At 64.3% G+C, this 15,576-nt stretch carries 18 protein-coding genes; 3 read left to right on the forward strand and 15 right to left on the reverse strand.

Annotated features, from left to right (window positions below):
• Positions 1-16: 16 nt before the first annotated feature.
• Entirely contained in the window at positions 17-1,135 is a 1,119-nt protein-coding gene (gene prfB / locus KG104_RS13140) for a peptide chain release factor 2 (RefSeq protein WP_104101322.1), read from the reverse strand.
• 57 nt (positions 1,136-1,192) lie between these two features.
• Positions 1,193-2,851: a DUF2142 domain-containing protein gene (locus KG104_RS13145; RefSeq protein WP_207348004.1), complete on the reverse strand. Its 1,659-nt coding sequence runs from the start codon at positions 2,849-2,851 to the stop codon at positions 1,193-1,195.
• A 205-nt stretch (positions 2,852-3,056) separates the two neighbouring features.
• Between KG104_RS13145 and KG104_RS13150 the strand changes: the two genes are divergently transcribed.
• Positions 3,057-3,563, forward strand: coding sequence for a GtrA family protein (locus KG104_RS13150; RefSeq protein WP_237685718.1), 507 nt, complete (start codon positions 3,057-3,059; stop codon positions 3,561-3,563).
• A 109-nt stretch (positions 3,564-3,672) separates the two neighbouring features.
• Positions 3,673-4,005 carry a hypothetical protein gene (locus KG104_RS13155; RefSeq protein ID WP_207348003.1) on the forward strand — a complete coding sequence of 111 codons (333 nt, stop codon included), beginning with the start codon at positions 3,673-3,675 and terminating at the stop codon, positions 4,003-4,005.
• Between the two features lie 21 nt (positions 4,006-4,026).
• On the opposite strand, the gene KG104_RS13160 is transcribed toward KG104_RS13155, so the two are convergent.
• The 7 genes from KG104_RS13160 to KG104_RS13185 are packed head-to-tail and all read right to left on the reverse strand — an operon-like array spanning position 4,027 to position 8,606.
• Positions 4,027-4,512: a pilus assembly protein TadG-related protein gene (locus KG104_RS13160; RefSeq protein WP_207348002.1), complete on the reverse strand. Its 486-nt coding sequence runs from the start codon at positions 4,510-4,512 to the stop codon at positions 4,027-4,029.
• Positions 4,509-4,970 (reverse strand): hypothetical protein, encoded by a 462-nt coding sequence (locus KG104_RS13165; RefSeq protein WP_104052520.1) that lies wholly within the window; start codon positions 4,968-4,970, stop codon positions 4,509-4,511. The genes KG104_RS13160 and KG104_RS13165 overlap by 4 nt, the downstream gene beginning before the upstream one ends.
• Positions 4,954-5,295, reverse strand: coding sequence for a TadE family protein (locus KG104_RS18140; protein WP_372434178.1), 342 nt, complete (start codon positions 5,293-5,295; stop codon positions 4,954-4,956). The genes KG104_RS13165 and KG104_RS18140 overlap by 17 nt, the downstream gene beginning before the upstream one ends.
• A 47-nt stretch (positions 5,296-5,342) precedes the next feature.
• Complete coding sequence (locus tag KG104_RS18145) at positions 5,343-5,564, reverse strand: hypothetical protein (RefSeq protein WP_237687156.1); 222 nt, start codon at positions 5,562-5,564, stop codon at positions 5,343-5,345.
• A 26-nt stretch (positions 5,565-5,590) separates the two neighbouring features.
• On the reverse strand, positions 5,591-6,532 hold the full coding sequence (locus KG104_RS13175) for a type II secretion system F family protein (RefSeq protein ID WP_207348001.1): 942 nt from the start codon (positions 6,530-6,532) through the stop codon (positions 5,591-5,593).
• Complete coding sequence (locus tag KG104_RS13180) at positions 6,529-7,383, reverse strand: type II secretion system F family protein (RefSeq protein ID WP_207348000.1); 855 nt, start codon at positions 7,381-7,383, stop codon at positions 6,529-6,531. The genes KG104_RS13175 and KG104_RS13180 overlap by 4 nt, the downstream gene beginning before the upstream one ends.
• Complete coding sequence (locus KG104_RS13185; protein ID WP_104052524.1) at positions 7,380-8,606, reverse strand: TadA family conjugal transfer-associated ATPase; 1,227 nt, start codon at positions 8,604-8,606, stop codon at positions 7,380-7,382. Before KG104_RS13185 ends, KG104_RS13180 begins: the two co-directional genes overlap by 4 nt.
• 260 nt (positions 8,607-8,866) lie before the next feature.
• Here KG104_RS13185 and KG104_RS13190 point away from each other — a divergent pair, with 260 nt between their 5' ends.
• Positions 8,867-9,751, forward strand: coding sequence for a glycosyltransferase family 2 protein (locus KG104_RS13190; RefSeq protein ID WP_104052525.1), 885 nt, complete (start codon positions 8,867-8,869; stop codon positions 9,749-9,751).
• 22 nt (positions 9,752-9,773) lie between these two features.
• Here the strand turns inward: KG104_RS13190 and KG104_RS13195 are convergent, their stop codons facing one another.
• The 6 genes from KG104_RS13195 to rfbB form a co-directional block, all read right to left on the reverse strand.
• Positions 9,774-10,799: a D-alanyl-D-alanine carboxypeptidase family protein gene (locus KG104_RS13195; protein WP_181032235.1), complete on the reverse strand. Its 1,026-nt coding sequence runs from the start codon at positions 10,797-10,799 to the stop codon at positions 9,774-9,776.
• 7 nt (positions 10,800-10,806) lie between these two features.
• Positions 10,807-11,250, reverse strand: a complete 444-nt coding sequence (locus KG104_RS13200; RefSeq protein WP_104160545.1) for a DUF2304 domain-containing protein — start codon at positions 11,248-11,250, stop codon at positions 10,807-10,809.
• Positions 11,247-11,954, reverse strand: a complete 708-nt coding sequence (locus tag KG104_RS13205) for a glycosyltransferase family 2 protein (RefSeq protein WP_104160711.1) — start codon at positions 11,952-11,954, stop codon at positions 11,247-11,249. Before KG104_RS13205 ends, KG104_RS13200 begins: the two co-directional genes overlap by 4 nt.
• 260 nt (positions 11,955-12,214) lie before the next feature.
• Positions 12,215-13,120, reverse strand: a complete 906-nt coding sequence (locus KG104_RS13210; RefSeq protein WP_104160544.1) for a glycosyltransferase family 2 protein — start codon at positions 13,118-13,120, stop codon at positions 12,215-12,217.
• Positions 13,117-14,544: a sugar nucleotide-binding protein gene (locus KG104_RS13215; RefSeq protein WP_104160543.1), complete on the reverse strand. Its 1,428-nt coding sequence runs from the start codon at positions 14,542-14,544 to the stop codon at positions 13,117-13,119. Before KG104_RS13215 ends, KG104_RS13210 begins: the two co-directional genes overlap by 4 nt.
• Positions 14,545-14,548: 4 nt before the next feature.
• Positions 14,549-15,547: a dTDP-glucose 4,6-dehydratase gene (gene rfbB / locus KG104_RS13220; RefSeq protein WP_104052531.1), complete on the reverse strand. Its 999-nt coding sequence runs from the start codon at positions 15,545-15,547 to the stop codon at positions 14,549-14,551.
• Positions 15,548-15,576: the final 29 nt, after the last annotated feature.

Here is a 15,576-nt window from a genome sequence, read left to right on the forward strand (position 1 = left end):
AAGTGCCGGACCTGCGCTACTTCCGGGCGGATACGCTCCCGTGGGCGCGCCAGCGAATGCCGGCGTCGATGAAGTCGTCAATCTCGCCGTCGAACACCGCTGAGGTGTTGCCGACCTCGTGCTCAGTGCGCAGGTCCTTCACCATCTGGTACGGATTGAGCACATAGGAGCGCATCTGGTCTCCCCAGGAGGCTTTGACATCCCCGGCGAACGCCTTCTTCTCGGCGTCCTCCTGTTCCTTCTTCAATAGCAGCAGGCGGGACTGCAGCACCCGCATGGCCGCGGCACGGTTCTGCAGCTGCGACTTTTCATTCTGCATGGAGACCACCGTCCCGGTGGGGATGTGGGTCAGGCGCACAGCCGAGTCCGTGGTGTTCACGGACTGTCCGCCCGGGCCGGAGGAACGGAAGACGTCCACGCGGATCTCATTGTCCGGGATTTCGATGTGGTCAGTGGGCTCGATCAGCGGGATCACCTCGACTGCCGCAAACGACGTCTGGCGGCGGCCCTGATTGTCGAAGGGGCTGATGCGGACCAGGCGGTGTGTGCCGGCCTCCACCACCAGCGTGCCGAAGGCGTAGGGCGCCTTGACCTCGAAGGTGGCCGATTTCAGGCCGGCCTCTTCGGCGTAGGAGGTGTCCAGGACCGTGGTGGGGTAACCGTGGCGCTCGGCCCAGCGCAGGTACATGCGCAGCAGCATTTCGGCGAAGTCGGCCGCATCCACTCCCCCGGCGCCGGAACGGATAGTCACCACGGCCTCGCGGGCGTCGTACTCACCGGAGAGCAGGGTGACCACTTCGAGCTGGGACAGGGACTTGCGCAGTGATTCCAGTTCCGTCACGGCTTCGGCCTTGGAGTCGGCATCGGCCTCGTCCTGGGCGAGTTCCACCAGCACCTCGAGGTCATCGATGCGTGACTGGATTCTCTCCAGGCGCTCCAACTCCGACTGGCGGTGCGAGAGCTTGGAAGTAATCTTCTGCGCCTCGGACGGATCATCCCAGAGGTCCGGAACGCCGGCCATTTCACTGAGCTCTTCGATGTCCTCTTTGATTTTGGCTACATCGGAGACCTCCTCGATGGAAGCAAAAGTGGACCTGAGGGCGCGGATCTCCGCGGGAAAATCTATTTCAGCCATGGTTCTTACAGCCTACGCCATGCGCCCTGCCGGCCGCCTCCGGGCATTGCGTCCGGGCTAGTGCCCCTCTGTACCGGATTCACGGTGCCGCCCGGCGGTCCCGGCAGAACCTGCCAGCACGCCCGCAGCAGGACTCGCGTTTGCCGGCGGCGACACAACAGGGTTTTCCGCACCTGACCCGCCGTCGGCGTCCGCCGCCGCAGCGGGATCGGGCGTCGGCCGGAACAGCGCCCGGTGAGCCAGGACGGCGCCGGCGGCCAGCACCAGCGCATACAGTGTGACGAGCACCGGCCACGTGAACGGCGGCTGCCAAGCCGTGTCCTTGAACATGCCAGCCCAGCGGATACTCTCCTCCAGCCCGACTGTGTAGCGGCGGAGTACGTAAATGAAAGCGTAGAACTGCGCCGCAGCCGTGCCGGCGAGCAGCCATGCCCCGGCCCTGCGGGCTACCGGGCCCGTGGGGAAGGGAACAGTGCGGAAGGCTACGCCGCAGGCCAGAAGCAACAGTACGATGACGGCCAGCAGGTAGCGTCCCTGCCAAATCCAGCCAAGCTGCGCAATGACCTGTCCCTGGAGGATGGGCGGCAGTGCTATGGCCGCGGCCACCAGAACCAGTACTGCCAGCCGGTCCCGCCGTTTGGGGGCTGCCAGCCCCAACAGCAGGACTGCTCCCATGGCCGCGTGCCAGAAAATGTAGACGCCCGCGGGAAGAGGTGTGTCCAGCCACCCCATATAACCGATGTAACCGGACACGTAATCGAAGCTTCGATCCAGCATGATCTGGGCCGCGTCCCACCGGCTCAGGTCCACGGGACGGCCGGTCAGACTCTTGAGACTGTCTGCCTGAAGCACCCAAAGGAGGCCCAGTACGCAACCCACACCGATCAGGGCGGTCATGGCTATGCCGAGCCGGTTCCGGAGGATGGCGAACATCGGTTTCCACCCGTACATGATGAGCGGAACAACTACGGCCAGGGCCAGCCAGACCAGTGACAGCGAACGGGTATTGGCGAGTACGGCTCCTGAGACTCCCACCAGGACGATGTTGCTCCGCACTGACCTCAGCGCCGCACTGTTCTCGAGGACAACACACAAATTGAGGAACAGCGCGGCTGTGGTGACGATTTCCAGGGCATTGGGATTAATCGACCCGTTCAGGAACAGCACCATGGGAGTGATCGAAACGATCGCGGCGGCCATCGGCCACCGGGGGCGGCGGAGGCGCGCCGCAGCCCCCAGCGACACCGCGAGGAAGGCAGCCCCGATAAGTCCGCTGACGATACGCATGGCGTAGACTGCCGGCGCTCCTGACATGAACAGGGAGGGCCAGCCCACCAGGAAGTAATACATCGGGTTGTAGTTGCCCGCGCTCGTTTCGGCTGCTGTCAGTGACGTGTCATCAGCATCGACCACGGGGGCGCAGTCGGCGGTAATCCGTCCGTCGTACGCGTGGCAGGCCTGCGCCGGGAGGCTGGCGATATAGCCCGGAACCTGAACGGTGGCCCGATCACCCTGTTCGCCGCCGGACACCCCGAGTAGCTCACCGCGGACCACAGACGCTGCCTTGATGGCGTGTGCCGGCTCGTCCGGTACTGCCATCAGCGGAGAGGCCAGCGCCCACAGGGTAGACAGCGCGGCGAGGACCAGGAAGGCCAGGGGAAGGAAAAGCCGCCCGGTAAAGGGCAGTGGGCGCGCACGGCGGTGCAGCACATTCATTCGTCGGTGTCCTACTCAGTGAAATGGTCCGGTCGACCCCGGCGCTGGGAGCCGACGCCTTTGAGGATGTCCAGTCTACTTGGCCACAGGGTCACGCTTTCGGTTCAGTGAATTTCCGGGCAGGCGTTAGTCTTAGTGCACTCCAGAGGTCTGTTTGCCGGTCCGTGGAGGGATCAGATCCGGTTTGGCGAGTCAGAAAGATGCAATGGTCCAAAGCAGAATGCACCGCGTGAACTCGGCGGTGGCTACTTTTCTGAGGCACCGGGTCGTCAGGTTCCTTATTGTCGGAGGACTCTCCTTCGCCATCGATCTGGGCCTGCTGATGATCCTGCATGAGGCGGCAGGGGTTGCTCTGTGGATCGCCACGCCCGTCGCCTTCATCACCAGCCTGGTGTTCAATTTCCTGATGCAGCGCATCTACACCTTTAGGGCCACGAACAAGGGTCACGTCAGCGCCGCAAAGTACGGGACGCTCGTGGTGTTCAACATCCTCGCCACTGACGCCATTGTGCTGCTGTTCGCCCAAACCGAGTTCACATACGCCGTCGGCAAGGTGGTCTCTACCGCACTCACGATGGTGTGGAACTTCTTCATCTACAAGTACTGGATCTTCCCCGCCGCAAAGTCCGACGCCGCGGCCTCCGCAGCCGTTTCGACTGCACCTGTCGAGCCTGATGCCCACGGGCCGGGTGTCCGGAACCGCCTCCCCTGAGCTGTTGTCCACCGCCCGTCCGGTGCCCGACATGCGCACTCCCGCTTTCAGGCTTTGCCGGGGGATCGAAGTAAATTAGAACTGTCAGCACATGCCGAAGGAGCCAAATGTGAGCAACCGGAACGCAACGAAGACAGCCACCAAAGACGCTAAATCCCTGCCCGTCCGCCACCCCGAATCTGGGCGCCGATACTCCTTGGAAGAGCTTGAGGCGCTGGCCGCCGAAGGTGATCCCTGGGCCCTGGGAAAGATGGACGATTGGGACCTGTCCTTCTCCAACGAGTACAAGGGCTCGCTGACGGACCGCTGTCCCGATCCGGAGTGCGACCAGTACGGCGAGCCGGTGACCCTGTGCTACGGAGAAGACGGCGAACTGCTCGACGTCGACCACGGCGGCTGGGGCCACCCGCCCGCCGCTGAGGTCCAGGCCAAGGCGTCCTAGCCGCACTGGATTATCCTGCCGCTACTGGCTGAGTTGCGCCCTTGCCTCGCTCACCGCGGTGATCGGAATTCCGTCCGGCACCAGAAAATTCACCAGCGGCGGATGCACGACGCCGGTCAGCACAACCTTGGCGGTGCGGCCGTCAACCGTTCCGGTCTCAGAGTCAACGGCCAGACCAGGAAGCCGTTCTGCGGCGTCCGTCAGCGACAGATAACGGTTCACCTCGGCCTGGACCGCTACCGGGGCCAGCACAGCCGCCGGTCCCTCCCCCGGCGCGGCAACATCCCCCAGCGAAAAAGTGTCGGCGGCCGCGAGCGCGGCTCCGTCCGCTGCGGAGAGCAGTTTCTTGTGTCCCAGATAGAGGGCAGAGGCGCCCATGACCACCGACACCACCAGCAGGCTCACCAGCATGTATCCGATGATCAGAACGCCGATTTGGCCTTCCTCTCCCCGAAGAAGGAACCGTTGGCTACCCGTTGGTGCGGCAGCATCCGCAGTTCTCCTCATCCGTAGCGCTCCACTATCTGGGTGGACGACGAGTCCACAGTCACGGGCGCAAAATCCATTCCCGGAACTCCCGGTGCCAGCGGCAGGGGAACGTCAAAGCGCACCAAAGCGGTCACCGTCGACCCCGCTGCCAGGCATTCTGCCGAACAGGAAATGTCCAACAGCATTTCCTCCGGCTCGAACCCGAAATCAGTGAACGCCAGCTCAGCCGCCGCCCTGGCCCGCTGTTCGCCGCTGACCGGGTCCTCCGCATCCACGTACACCCTCGCAGCCGCTTCAGCAGCGCCCACTGCGGCAAACGCTGCGCCCTGGACCTGCCCGGCCGTGACGATGAGATAGACCACGGGCACCAGCAGCACCAATCCGAGGAAGATGAACTCCACCACCGCGCTGCCTTCTTCACCGCTGCCGGCTGCGGCGTAGATCTGCTGCGGCTCCCTCCTACCCCCAGAATCCATGACCGGTCACCTCCAATCCGTCACTCGGGCCCAGGAAACCGATCACGGGAAGCGGAGCCCGAACCGTGACCTGCAGCGTCCGGACGCCGCTGACCGTCGTTTCCTCGTACGTCACGTTTTCCGCCAGCGAGTCATTCAGTGCAAGTCCGATCAGTTCTGCGGTGCGCTGCGCGCCGTCGGCCGGGGTGCGGTCAGCCAGCGTGCCGTACCGTGCGCCGGAAGCCGCTGCGTCAATCAGCGTATTGCGCACATGCAGGACCAGGGCCAGCTGGATGATCGACATGAACAGCAGAGTCACCAGGGCGCCCACCATGACAAAGTCCACTACGGCTGATCCTGATTCCCGGCTGTGTGCGCCGGGAGGCGAGACCGTCAGGGGTTGACCTTGGCGATCGCCGCGTTGAACATGTTGCGGAGGGCATCTTCTGCCAGAAACAGGATCATAGCGACCAGCGTGGCCGACATCAGGGTGATCATGACCCAGCCGGGGACGTCGCCGCGTTCGCGGTCCTCGCTCCTGAGCGTCTGTCCGAGACGTACGATCAGCGAGGTGCCGAGCAGAAGCAGGAGCCGCGGTGCGTGAATGGTGCGCATGGGATGTTCCTTTCATTGGGGTTGTCCTAGAGTCCGATTCCCAGGAGGGAAAGACCGGGGAAAATCGAGAAGAGCACTGTCAGCGGAAGGACCCCGAAAACCAAGGGGATCATCATCGCGATCTCCTTCTTGCCGGCGCTTTCCATGAGTTCGCGTTTGGCCAGGTCCCGCACGTCCTGGGACTGTGCCCGCATGACGTCCGCCAGAGGGGTGCCGCGTTCGATCGCCACAGTCAAGCCGTCCACAAACCGGGACAGCGGTGCGAGCCGGACCCGGTCCGAGAAATGCTGCAGCGCGTTGGTCAGGGGCACTCCGGAACGGGTTTCACCGAGGATGCGGGCAAACTCCCCGGCCAGTTCACCGTGGGCTGTGCGGGCGATCCGCTCAAGGGCGCCGTTGGCGCTTTCTCCGGCGCCCACGGCAAGGGCCATCATCTCCGCCAGGCTGGGAAACTCGGCGAGCATACGGGTCTCGCGGCTCGAAATCTGGGAGCTCAACCGGTAGTCGCGGAGGACGAACCCCAGGACCGCCCCCATGACGGTGCCGAAAATGACACCGGCCACGCCTAACCGGTCTATGCTGGCCAACCACACCGAAGCCACGCCGCCGCACAGGAAACCTCCGCCTGTCCACACCACCTGTTCGGCCCGGAAATCCAGCACGCTCAGGCCCTGCCCAGCGCGTTCCAGACGGCGTTCAAGGTCCCGGGTGACCGGGTTGATCCGGTTGAGCCGGCGAACTGCCAGGTGCAGGGCCGGACGCAGGATCCGCTGCAGCGGGCCGAACGGTGTGAGGTCGCCTGCCGGCACAATCAGGAGGCGGGATCCCTGGCCGCCCGTGCGCAGCTGCGGAGCAATCCGTTCGCTGAATGTCACGGGCCGGAGCCAGGGCACCCGCAGGACGGCAAACCAGAGGGAGGCCCCTAGGGAGATACCCAAGGCGACCGCCAGGAACCACGGCGCGCTCACCGCAGCACCCGCTCTTCTTCGGGGAGCGCCCCGATTCTAAGCATGAGCCGGTAGCAGATCACGGAAATGACAATGCCGGCCGCCAGCACGGTTGCCCCGCCGGCAGTGTTGTAGGCGGCAACGGCTTCCGGACGGGCGGCAAGCAGAATCAGCACGATCCATGGGGCGGCGACGGCGAGCCGTGCAGCGTTGACTGTCCAGGACTGGCGGGCCAGAAGTTCGCTGCGGGTTCTCGCGTTGTCCCGCAGGAACTCGTTCAGGGTGCCGAGCAGACGTCCAAGGTCTGAGCCTCCCACCTCGCGGGTGAGGCGCAGTGCTTCGACGATGCGGTCTGCCACCGGATCCGCCAAGGTGGCTTTCAGCCGTGTCAGGGAGTGATCGAACTGTCCTCCGGATCGGTAATCTGCTGCAAACTCACGGAAAGGCTGCCTCAGCTCTTCCGGACCGTTCTCCCCCAGCTGGATCAATGCCTCCGGCAGGGACAACCCGGCCCGGATGGCTGACCGCAGGTGATCCACGGCGTCCGGCCACAATTCCGCACGTGAGGTTCGCTGCTTCCGCGCCTGCCAACGGATCAGGAAGAGCGGCACACCGGCACCGAACAGGCCAAAGCAGGCGGCAATGGGTACGGCGCCTGTGCCGGCCAGCACCAGCAGCGCGACCAGCAGTCCGGCGGCGACGCTGGACCCTACTACTGCCCGCGGAGTTACCCGCTGGATTCCTGCCTGCAGCAGTTCATCCTCCAGCCGTCTGCTCCGCGGACGCCGGGCCGACACGGGCGGAACCACCCAGAAGGACCGCCATACCAGGAACAGTCCAAGGCCCAGCAGCAATCCCGCCGCGGCGCTCATGGCCGCACTTCCAGCAATTCGGCCACGTTGTAGCCGGCGCGGGCGAATTTCTCCGGTGCCGGCATGGACGCGGCCGTCACTTCCAGCCGCCCGTCGGTCCGCTGGAAAATGGATGACGCTTCAATCACGCCGTTCTCCACCCTGTTGCCAAGCGCCATGATCTCCACTACCTGGCGCTTACCGGCAGCGTTGCGGGCACAATGGATGACCAGATCAATGCAGGATGCCACGGTGGGCACCACGAAGGCACTGGAAATGTTGGCTCCGGCCAACAACGGCAGCGTACAGATTTTCGTGATCGCGTCATGGGCGCTGTTCGCATGGACACTGCACATTCCGGGCAGACCCGAGTTCAGCGCGATCAGCATGTCCAGGCTTTCGGCTTCCCGAACCTCACCAACAATGAGGCGGTCCGGGCGCATGCGCAGAGCTTCTTTGACGAGCCTGCGCAGTGGGATTTCTCCGACACCTTCCAGGTTGGACTGCCGGCACTGCAGCCCCACCACGTCCCGCAGCGGCAGCTGCAGCTCGAAGATTTCCTCAACCGTGACGACACGTTCCCGTGGGCCAATGGAAGCGCCCAGGCAGTTCAGCATGGTGGTCTTCCCGGCCTGCGTTGCTCCGGACACCAGGACATTCAGGCCGCTGGCAACTGCGGCACCCAGGAACCTTGCCGCCTGCGGTGTCAGGGTCCCCAGTTCCACCAAATGTTCCAGCCGGCTGGCGCGGGCAATGAATTTGCGGATGTTGACCGCCCAGTGACGCCGGGTAATGTCCGGGATCACCACGTGCAGGCGTGAGCCGTCCGGCAATGATGCATCAACAAACGGGGAGGAAAGATCCAGTCTGCGGCCTGAACTCTTGAGCATTCGTTCCACGAGGTCCCGCACCTGGTCCGCGGACAGGACCAGAGAGGTCAGCTCCGACCGCCCGTCACGTGCCGCATAGATCTCAGTGGGTGAATTGATCCAGACTTCCTCCACCGTGGGGTCATCCAGCAACGGCTGAAGGGCTCCGAACCCGGCTACGGCGTCAAAGACGCGGCGGCGGGCGGGCTCCAATGCGCCCAGCGGTGGCAGCGAACCGAGGAGGGAACGCTCGTCGTAATCGGTAACCGCATCCTCGACCAGGCGCCGTACCTCCGCGAGCTGGCTGGCGGGGTCAAGGCCGCGCAGACGGATCAGTTCCCGGACCTCATCCTCCACAATTGCAACGGCGTCCACTAGCTTCCCCCGGACTAAGCACGGAAAGGACGGATGTTGCCATCCTTGCCGTGAGACTGGTGCAGCCTGGTTGCGGCCACGGGGGTCAGATTAGGAGACTCACTGTCCAGATACGAGAGTGTTTTCATAACTGTGGATAAGCAGGTAGTTCATACCCGGGACCCGTTCCGGAGGCTGGAGCATTGCCCGGGTAGAAGCCCGCTCCTACCCTTGAATCACTCCCAGTGGGATTCTGACGCCGGAAAGGAGGGATCCCTGGCATGCCTGCCGTCGATATCCTGTTGCCCTATTACGGTGACGTGGACCTTATGAAGGCCGCAGTGGGCAGCGTGTTTGCGCAGACCCGCGAGGACTGGCTCCTGACAGTGCTGGACGACGCCTACCCGGACCCGGAGCCGCAGCGCTGGTTCGCGTCGCTGGAGGATCCGCGCGTCACCTATCTGCGCAACGAAACCAACCTCGGCGCCAATGGTAACTACCGGAAGGCCCTGGACATGGCCCAGGCCCCGGTGGTCGTTATCATGGGGGCCGACGACGTCATGCTGCCGTCCTATCTGGAGCACGTTACGGCCCTCCTGGACGAGTATCCGGAAGCCTCAGTGGCACAGCCTGGCGTGGAGATCATCGACGGCACGGGACATCGGGCGAAGACTCTGACCGACTCGGTGAAGTCCCTGACCGCCCCCTCCGGTCCGTATCCGGCGCTGGTTGGCGGTGAGCGGATGGCCGCCAGCCTCCTGCGGGCCGGCTGGCACTATTTCCCCGCCCTGGCCTGGCGCCGGGAAGCCATAGCGCATTTTGGGTTCCGCCCCGAGTTTGACGTTGTTCAGGACCTCGCGCTCCTGATGGACATCGCCGCCGCCGGCGGATCCATAGTGGTGGACGGCCCGGTTTCCTTCCAGTACCGGCGCCATGCATCTTCGGACTCATCTGTGCGGGCAGCAGACGGTCGACGCTTCGACGAAGAGCGCCGGTACTTTCGGGAACAAACCAACCGATTCCGGGACCTGGGCTGGCCTCGTGCGGAACGGGCGGCCCGCTTCCACTGGACTTCAAGACTGAACGCCCTGACGGTGCTTCTGGCGTCCCTGCGGCATCCCTCCGTGCGCACGGCACAGAACATGACCCGTCACATCGTGGGATGACGACGGCGGCTTGAAGGCGGCGCTACCGGGCCGGGTAGCCGGGAGCAGCAGGAAGATGGAAGTACTCCTCCAGCGTGCTGACACCTGATGAGTGAACGGCGAAGGCCAAGTCGACACCCACGAAACGCAGGTGCCACGGCTCATAGGCATAGCCGGTCACGGCAGAGGCTCCGGCAGGGTACCGGACGATAAACCCAAACCGATGGGCATTTTCTGCCGCCCACGCCCCGGCCGGGGTGTCTGCAAAGCAGGCCTGCAAAGAGCAGGCGCCATCCGCGGCGGCAATGTCCACGGCCAGTCCGGTCTGGTGCTCGCTGTAGCCCGGCCGGGCGGAGATGGCATCTGCCTGTTCCTGGCCGTACTGCGAGGTGTAGCCGCTGTACAGCTCGAACTGTGTCTCGAAGGGACGGTAGCCGCTGATGGCCCGGACCGTCACTCCGTCGGCGGCGGCCGCCTGCTGCAGGAGGATCAGCGCTTCCGCCGGTTCAGCGCGCAGAAGCTGTCCGTCGACGCTCAGGAGATCCTCCGGAGCATAATCTTCCGGCTCCAGCGGGCGTTCTTTGTTGACGACGACGGCGGTGTTCTTCGGGTTGTCGATGTCCAGGTCCACTGTGGCCGGCTCGGCAGGACGCCACGAAATGGTGCCGCGCTGGAAGCTTTGCGAACAGGTACCGCCGCTGCAGGCCGGGCTGGCAACCGGATAACCCAGCGGGCCATTCTCGAAGGAATACGTGGCCCAGGCCTCGCGGATGGCTCCCCACGAGGGCTGGGCGCCCGTGGCCGGGGACCACACAATTCCGCCGTGTTCATAGTTGCGGTAACAGCCGCCGTCGCGCAGGCCGCAGGTCTCTGCCCCCGTGGGCCTGCCAAGCCCGCTGTCCGTTCCACCCAACCGCTGATACTCCCGGTCGATGGCTGTTTCTGCCCGCTCAGCGCCTGTTTGGGCTGCCGGTGAAGCGACGGCGGCAGGAGCTCCGCCCAGAATCAGGACCAGGGCACAGACCGCTGCGGACAGGACCGAGAACCTCGGTCCTGTCCGGGCGGTCACTGGTGTCTTAGCCGTGGCGCGGTCCCTGCAGGCCGTCACCGTGATGAGGCGCCGGTGAACTTCCGTCCGCAGTCCCGTCCTGGCCGGACGACACAGACAGGGCTTCGACACGGGCGGTGAGCTTGTCCAGGGCGGCTCGAAGGATGGCTGCCTCTTCGGCCAGCGCTCTCGTTTCGTCCTCGACCACCGAAATTTCCAGAGACAGGTGCAGGCACACACCCAGGACCAGGAAGATCGCCAGGGTAAAGAGGAGGTTGGCCGGAATAGCGAACCCTGCCAGATCGGATGCCCAGCCCAGGAGTTGCGGGAACCCTGCCAGGACGATGATCAGCAGGCCGACAATGACCCACAGGACAGCGTATTTTTCTTTCAGCTTGCGCTGGCGCAGAAGCAGGACCACCCAGCAGACCACTGCCAGGGCAAGGAGGAACGGTAAGAGGGTGGTGGTCATTTCGCTGCGCTCCGGTCGGTTCCCACGCTGGTCTTCTTGCGTGACATGGCAATGAGCAGGGCGAAGCCGCTGCGTGCCAGGTAGATGGCCGCCTTGGCCGGGTTGTGGCTGGGCTGCCCGCCCTGGCGGGGCCGCATTTCCACCGGCACCTGGGTAACGGTCAGTCCGGACCGGACGGCAACAACCAATGAATCAATCGTGTCACCCAGGTACTCGGCCGGATAATGCTCACAGTACTGGTCGATGGCGCGCGCGTTGCCCGCGCGGAATCCGGACGTGACGTCGGTGAGGCGGGTTTTGGCGATCTTGGAGATGGACCACCCGAGAAATGACATGGCCCACTTCCGCGGGCCGCGCACTTCGTAGCTGCCCTTGTCCGCAAACCGCGCGCCGATGGAAATGTCCGCGTGCTGCAGCCCGTCTACAACGTTGATCAGGTCCTTGGGATCATGCTGGCCGTCTGCATCGACCTGGATGACCCGTTCATAACCGTGCCTCTTGGCATATTTGAAGCCGGCCCGCATGGCTCCGCCCACGCCGAGGTTGAACGGCAGCCGCAGCACGGTAGCACCGGCTGCTTCAGCGATATCGGCTGTGCCGTCCGCAGATCCGTCATCGACGACAAGGACGTCGGCGTTGGGGACGGCGCCAAGGACTTCCGTCACTGTGTTGCCGACGGACTCTGACTCGTTCCATGCCGGCATGATGACCAAAATACGGTCTTCAACGGCCGGAAGACTAAGCCTGTCCGTGGCTGTCTCGTGATTATTCTGCCCGCTCAGTGGTTCCAACTCCTACATAGTGCTGAAAGCGTGATCAAACCCGCCGCATCCCAAAAGCTTGTGCGACGTCGCCTCATTATCTGTGGTGTCCCCTTATTAAGGTATCCCAGGTCTGTCCGGGCCGCTGCCATAGCGTGGGGAACCGGGGGGGCACCCTCTCTCCGGGCAGGCCCGAAGAGCAGTTAGCTGCCGAAGGCGTGCCGCAGCAGAATCGGAACCGCACGGGTGTTCCCCGAGCGCAGGGCTCCGGGAACCAAGACAAGAGCGTGCGCACGCGAGGTGAGGTGCAGCCGGGCGGCCCGCCGGGTGCGGGACCACCCCTTGTCTGCCGTCAGGCTGGCTGCCAGGGAGAAGAACCGGCGCTCCCCCTCGAACCGGCTGCCGTCCACCAGTTCCAGTGAAGACGCACTGGAACTATGTCGGCGATAACAAAATACGGGGTCCGGAAGCACCATCAGGTCTTCGCCGTCCATGACCAGGTCCAGAATGAGGGCGAGGTCCTGAATCACGGAAAAATCGTCACGGAAATCATGGGTTTGGACGGCGTCCCGCCGGAAGGCCAGAGACGGCCAGTACAGCCAGTTTCCATGCATCAGGCCCGCCATCAGGCGGTCTCCGTGGAGCGTACGGACGGGCGGAGTCCGCGGCCGAAGCATCTTCTGCTTGACGCTGTCCGCCAGCGTGGCGGACTGTTTACCGTGCTCATCCACCACCTGGACCCCGGGCTGAATGATCCCGACCCGTGGAGCCGCCCGGTGAGCCGCCATCACCGTCTCGACGTAGCCGGGCAGCATGAAGTCGTCGCAGCCCATAATGACCAGCCGCGGCTCGGTGGCCATCTGCACGCACCGGCGGAAATTCTCGGTAATGCCGCAGTTTTCCGGATTGCGGATGTACCGGATTCGCGGTTCCTCCGCCAGCCCGGCAAAGTACTCGTCAACGGCGCGGTCCGGGTAATCATCGTTGATGACGGTCAGGCGCCAATGGGGGCTTGTCTGGCTGCGCACACTCTCCACCGCGGTCCGCAAATAGCCAAGGTCTCCCCAGAACGGGATGTAAATGCCCAGCACTTCCGGCTCGGCGGTCATGATTCTTCTCCCAAATCCCGGACATAGCTCTCCAGGCGCTTGGCCGCGGTCTCGGGCACAAACCCGGCGGCCTCAAGTTTGCCCAGGTCCAGGGTGGAGAGCAGCGGCCGCGGAGCCACGCCCTCCTTGCCCGCGAAGTACTCCGCCGTGGACACACCCGTCACGGACTCCGGTGCCGCCTCGCAGAGACGGAACACCTCCCGTGCAATCTCCGCCCAGGAAACAGCGGGCCCGGTGTTCGTGAGGTTGTACGTACCGTACGGGGCACCGGATTCCAGCAGATGCCGGATACCTGCGGCCAGGTCCTCGGTGAACGTGAGCCGGCCGATCTGGTCATCCACCACTGACGGTGTAATCCCCCGGGCGGCCAGGGAGGCCATGGTCTTCACAAAGTTGCTGCCGTCCCCGATCACCCAGGACGTGCGGACAATATAGTGCGCCGGCACGGCCCCCGCCACGGTGTCCCCGGCGGCCTTGGACTGCCCGTACACGCCCAGCGGCGAGAACGGTTCATCCTCGCGGTGCGGCTCAACAGTGCCGTCGAAAACATAGTCCGAGGAAACCTGCACCAGCGTGATCCGGTGTTCCACGGCAACCCGGGCCAGCCGGGCCACGGCTTCGGCGTTGATGGCCCAGGCCGCCGCCCTGCCCTCGGCTGTTTCAGCGGTGTCCACGGCCGTGTACGCGGCCGCGTTGATCACCGCTGAGTAATTCTTCCAGTTCCGTGACGCGAAGGACGCGGGATCGGTGAGGTCAAAGTCGGTGCGGGCAGCGAACTCAACGTTCCCGGCGCCGTCGTACTCAGCGCGCAGGGCACGGCCCAGCTGTCCGTCCGCCCCGAGGACCAGGATCTTCTTCGGCGGCATCGGCACCACATCGGCCAGCCGCGGATGGGCCTTGTCCTTGTCCGAGAGCTCCGCCTGTTCCAGCGGGATCGGCCACTGGATGGCCGCGGTCTCGTCAGCGAGGTTCAGGAACGTGTACTGCCCCTGGGCACCGGCGCTCCAGTGGTCATTGACCAGGTACGTGTAGGCGGTGTTGTCCTCCAGGGTCTGGAAGGCGTTGCCCACCCCCCGCGGGATGAAGATGGCCGTATCCGGGCCCATCTCGGCGGTAAAGACCGTGCCGAAGGACGGGCCCTCGCGCAGGTCCACCCACGCGCCGAAGATTCGGCCTGTGGCCACGGAAATGTACTTGTCCCAGGGCTCGGCGTGGATGCCGCGGGTGGTGCCGGCCTTTTCGTTGAAGGAAATGTTGTTCTGCACCGGCCCGAAGTCTTCCAGCCCCAGCGCAAGCATCTTTTCCCGCTGCCAGTTTTCCTTGAACCAGCCGCGGTTGTCGCCGTGGACCGGGAGGTCATACAGGACGACGCCGGGAATGGGCGTGGAGCGGGCAGCCAGCGGCTTGGAGAATTCTACGGTCATGGCGTTACTGGCCCTGGACCTTGTACTTGGCTTCGGTGACGTCCTTCTGGGGCCGCCACCATTGCTCGTGTTCCCGGTACCAGGCGATGGTGTCCGCCAGTCCCTGCTCAAAATTGGAGAACTGCGGAGCCCAGCCCAGCTCGGAGCGCAGCTTGGAGGAATCAATGGCGTAGCGCAGGTCGTGCCCGGGCCGGTCGATGACCTGGTCATAGGCGTCCGCGGGCAGCCCCATGTGCGTCAGGATCAGTTCCACGACTTCCTTGTTGTTCTTCTCCCCGTCAGCGCCGATCAGGTAGGTCTGGCCGATCTCGCCCTTTTCAATGATGGTCAGCACGGCCGAGGAATGGTCGTTGGCGTGGATCCAGTCCCGCACGTTCTCCCCGGCACCGTAGAGCTTGGGCCGCACGCCGTCGATCACGTTGGTGATCTGGCGGGGAATGAACTTTTCCACGTGCTGGTACGGGCCGTAGTTGTTGGAGCAGTTGCTGATGGTGGCCTGCAGCCCGAAGGACCGGACCCAGGCGCGCACCAGCAGGTCCGAACCGGCCTTCGTGGAGGAATACGGGCTGGAGGGGTTGTACGGGGTGGCTTCGGTGAACCGTGCCGGGTCATCCAGTTCCAGGTCGCCGTAGACCTCGTCCGTGGAGATGTGGTGGAACCGGGTGCCGTGCTTGCGGGCCGCTTCGATCAGCGTGTAGGTGCCGATGATGTTCGTGTCCAGGAACGGGCGCGGGTCATGCAGCGAATTGTCGTTGTGGGACTCAGCGGCGTAGTGCACCACGACGTCGGCCTCAGCCACCAGCGGATCCACCAGGGCGGCATCGCAGATATCGCCCACGACCAGGGTGAACCGTGCCGGGTCCAGGCCCTGCAGGGAGGCACGGTTGCCGGCATAGGTGAGCTTGTCCAGCACCGTAACCTGCGCATCGGTGTGCTCGAGTACGTAATGGACAAAGTTAGACCCAATAAAACCGGCTCCGCCGGTCACCAGAAGTTTCTGCATGATTTTAACCCTACCTGCCCGTCAGGGCG

This window comes from Arthrobacter sunyaminii (genome assembly GCF_018866305.1).
GTDB classification, from domain to species: domain Bacteria; phylum Actinomycetota; class Actinomycetes; order Actinomycetales; family Micrococcaceae; genus Arthrobacter_B; species Arthrobacter_B sunyaminii.

What these genes read in the sequence shown, in the direction of transcription:
- prfB (WP_104101322.1), bottom strand. Translation starts at nt 1,135, where the DNA reads ATGGCTGAAATAGATTTTCCCGCGGAGATCCGCGCCCTCAGGTCCACT.
- KG104_RS13145 (WP_207348004.1), bottom strand. Translation starts at nt 2,851, where the DNA reads ATGAATGTGCTGCACCGCCGTGCGCGCCCACTGCCCTTTACCGGGCGG.
- KG104_RS13150 (WP_237685718.1), top strand. Translation starts at nt 3,057, where the DNA reads ATGGTCCAAAGCAGAATGCACCGCGTGAACTCGGCGGTGGCTACTTTT.
- KG104_RS13160 (WP_207348002.1), bottom strand. Translation starts at nt 4,512, where the DNA reads ATGAGGAGAACTGCGGATGCTGCCGCACCAACGGGTAGCCAACGGTTC.
- KG104_RS13165 (WP_104052520.1), bottom strand. Translation starts at nt 4,970, where the DNA reads ATGGATTCTGGGGGTAGGAGGGAGCCGCAGCAGATCTACGCCGCAGCC.
- KG104_RS18145 (WP_237687156.1), bottom strand. Translation starts at nt 5,564, where the DNA reads ATGCGCACCATTCACGCACCGCGGCTCCTGCTTCTGCTCGGCACCTCG.
- KG104_RS13180 (WP_207348000.1), bottom strand. Translation starts at nt 7,383, where the DNA reads ATGAGCGCCGCGGCGGGATTGCTGCTGGGCCTTGGACTGTTCCTGGTA.
- KG104_RS13190 (WP_104052525.1), top strand. Translation starts at nt 8,867, where the DNA reads ATGCCTGCCGTCGATATCCTGTTGCCCTATTACGGTGACGTGGACCTT.
- KG104_RS13200 (WP_104160545.1), bottom strand. Translation starts at nt 11,250, where the DNA reads ATGACCACCACCCTCTTACCGTTCCTCCTTGCCCTGGCAGTGGTCTGC.
- KG104_RS13205 (WP_104160711.1), bottom strand. Translation starts at nt 11,954, where the DNA reads ATGCCGGCATGGAACGAGTCAGAGTCCGTCGGCAACACAGTGACGGAA.
- KG104_RS13210 (WP_104160544.1), bottom strand. Translation starts at nt 13,120, where the DNA reads ATGACCGCCGAGCCGGAAGTGCTGGGCATTTACATCCCGTTCTGGGGA.
- KG104_RS13215 (WP_104160543.1), bottom strand. Translation starts at nt 14,544, where the DNA reads ATGACCGTAGAATTCTCCAAGCCGCTGGCTGCCCGCTCCACGCCCATT.
- rfbB (WP_104052531.1), bottom strand. Translation starts at nt 15,547, where the DNA reads ATGCAGAAACTTCTGGTGACCGGCGGAGCCGGTTTTATTGGGTCTAAC.